The organism is Plesiomonas sp., from assembly GCF_051650925.1.
Taxonomy (GTDB): Bacteria; Pseudomonadota; Gammaproteobacteria; order Enterobacterales; family CAMTGL01; genus Plesiomonas.
The window spans coordinates 1-2,333 of record NZ_JBOFRH010000017.1; the positions used below are offsets into that span (position 1 = coordinate 1).

The window sequence follows — 2,333 nt, forward strand, 5'->3', positions numbered from 1 at the left end:
TTGATCATGCTGGCCTGCTATTTAGGGTTTATTTTATTAATTGCCTTTGATCCGGCATGGCTAGGAACGCCCATCAGCCCAGACTCAAGCATTACACGCGGTATTCCCGTTGGCGTTGGTATTATTTTTACCGCATTCATCTTAACGGGAATTTATGTTCAACGAGCTAATGGCGAATTTGATCAATTAAACCAAGAGATATTAAATGAGGTGAGCAAATGATACGCCGCAGCCTGCTCGGGATTAGCCTCTATAACCTATTATCACTGACAACCGCACATGCTGAAGCATTAACCGGTGAAGTACAAAAACAGCCGCTTAATCTTCCCGCCATCATCATGTTTCTTATCTTTGTTGGCGCAACATTGTGCATCACCTATTGGGCATCAAAACGTAACCGTTCAACAGCCGACTATTATGCTGCTGGCGGACGCATCACCGGCTTTCAAAATGGCTTGGCCATTGCTGGTGACTACATGTCAGCCGCATCATTCTTGGGTATTTCCGCACTGGTGTATACATCTGGCTACGATGGATTGATTTACTCAATCGGCTTTTTAGTTGGCTGGCCGCTGATTCTGTTTTTAATTGCAGAGCGTCTACGTAACCTCGGTAAATATACCTTCGCCGATGTCGCCTCTTACCGACTAAAACAAAAAGATGTGCGGATTTTATCTGCCTGTGGATCATTAGTGGTTGTTTCACTCTACCTGATCGCACAAATGGTAGGCGCAGGTAAACTAATAGAACTGTTATTTGGCCTAAATTACCATGTCGCCGTCATTATGGTGGGGATCTTAATGGTGTTGTACGTACTGTTTGGCGGCATGCTCGCCACAACCTGGGTACAAATCATTAAAGCCGTTATGCTGCTTTCTGGCGCAAGCTTTATGGCTATCATGGTATTAAAACACGTAAACTTTGATATCTCTTCACTGTTTAATGAAGCAATTAAAGTTCACCCAAAAAGTACGGCCATCATGAGCCCTGGAGGTTTAGTTGCCGACCCTATCTCTGCCATATCATTAGGCCTTGCCTTAATGTTTGGAACTGCCGGCTTACCACATATTTTAATGCGCTTTTTTACCGTGAGTGATGCCAAAGAAGCCCGTAAAAGTGTCTTTTATGCCACCGGATTTATCGGTTATTTCTATATCCTGACTTTTATTATTGGTTTTGGCGCAATTTTATTAGTCAGCACTAACCCAACATTTAAAGATGCAGCTGGTAGCCTGATTGGGGGCAATAACATGGCGGCCATTCATTTGGCTGATGCGGTAGGAGGAAGCCTGTTCCTCGGTTTTATCTCTGCCGTTGCCTTTGCCACAATATTGGCTGTTGTTGCAGGGCTAACCCTAGCCGGTGCTTCTGCCGTATCACACGACCTGTATGCCAGCGTAATCTGTAAAGGCAAAGCAAAAGAAGCTGATGAATTAAAAGTATCTAAACTCACCACTCTGATACTCGGTCTTGTTGCTATCGGTTTAGGTATTTTGTTTGAAAAGCAAAATATTGCCTTCATGGTCGGGTTAGCATTCTCTATCGCCGCAAGTTGTAACTTCCCAGTGCTGTTCTTATCCATGTACTGGTCAAAATTAACAACCCGTGGTGCAGTTATCGGAGGTTGGGCAGGATTAATTACCGCCGTAACACTGATGATTTTAGGGCCAACAATCTGGGTAAAAGTGCTCGGTCATGCAGAAGCTATTTTCCCGTATGAATACCCCGCTCTGTTCTCAATGCTAGTCGCATTTATCGGTGTTTGGTTTTTCTCTATTACCGATAAATCAGCCACAGCAACTGATGAACGAGCTAAATTCATGCCACAGTTTGTTCGTTCACAAACCGGCGTCGGAGCATCAGGAGCGGTGTCTCACTAAGTACTACCAATATTGAAAATAATTGGCTCATCAATACACTTGTTATAACCAATAACATTCAATTTTGCTAACACTCACCAACCCCGTCTTTACGGGGTTTTTTATGCGATAAAAACAGAGCCTTAAAAAAACGCGCTTGTGGGATACACAAAAAACCGCCAATACCCCATCAAAAGGCTGCATCGCTCGATGACTGCATAGCAAATTGCTTCCTGATAATTCAGTAATCGCGTGAAACTCAGCAAATCGCTCACTTCTCTCTATTCTTTACTCGAGACTCAGCCCAGCTCATGTTTCATCAAACTAAACCCAACATTGCCAAAACCCCAAACGCAAAAAGCCCATCCTTTCGGATGGGCTTTCTACTTATTTGATGCCTGGCAGTTCCCTACTCTCGCATGGGGAGACCCCACACTACCATCGGCGCTACGGCGTTTCACTGCTGAGTTCGGC

At 44.4% G+C, this 2,333-nt stretch carries 2 protein-coding genes and 1 rRNA gene; 2 read left to right on the forward strand and 1 reads right to left on the reverse strand.

Annotation, left to right across the window (positions count from 1 at the left end; translation table 11 throughout):
• Both ACRC27_RS00410 and ACRC27_RS00415 read left to right on the forward strand, forming a co-directional pair.
• A partial coding sequence (locus tag ACRC27_RS00410; protein ID WP_438638812.1) for a DUF485 domain-containing protein occupies positions 1–222 on the forward strand: 222 nt, incomplete at its 5' end.
• Positions 219–1,880: a cation acetate symporter gene (locus ACRC27_RS00415; protein ID WP_438638814.1), complete on the forward strand. Its 1,662-nt coding sequence runs from the start codon at positions 219–221 to the stop codon at positions 1,878–1,880. The genes ACRC27_RS00410 and ACRC27_RS00415, both read left to right, overlap by 4 nt.
• A gap of 375 nt (positions 1,881–2,255) precedes the next feature.
• On the opposite strand, the gene rrf is transcribed toward ACRC27_RS00415, so the two are convergent.
• Positions 2,256–2,333: ribosomal RNA gene (gene rrf, locus ACRC27_RS00420) — 5S ribosomal RNA — on the reverse strand; the annotation flags it as partial.

Bases quoted from the DNA above. Each gene is read 5' to 3' on its own strand.
- ACRC27_RS00415 (WP_438638814.1), top strand. From the start codon at position 219: ATGATACGCCGCAGCCTGCTCGGGATTAGCCTCTATAACCTATTATCA.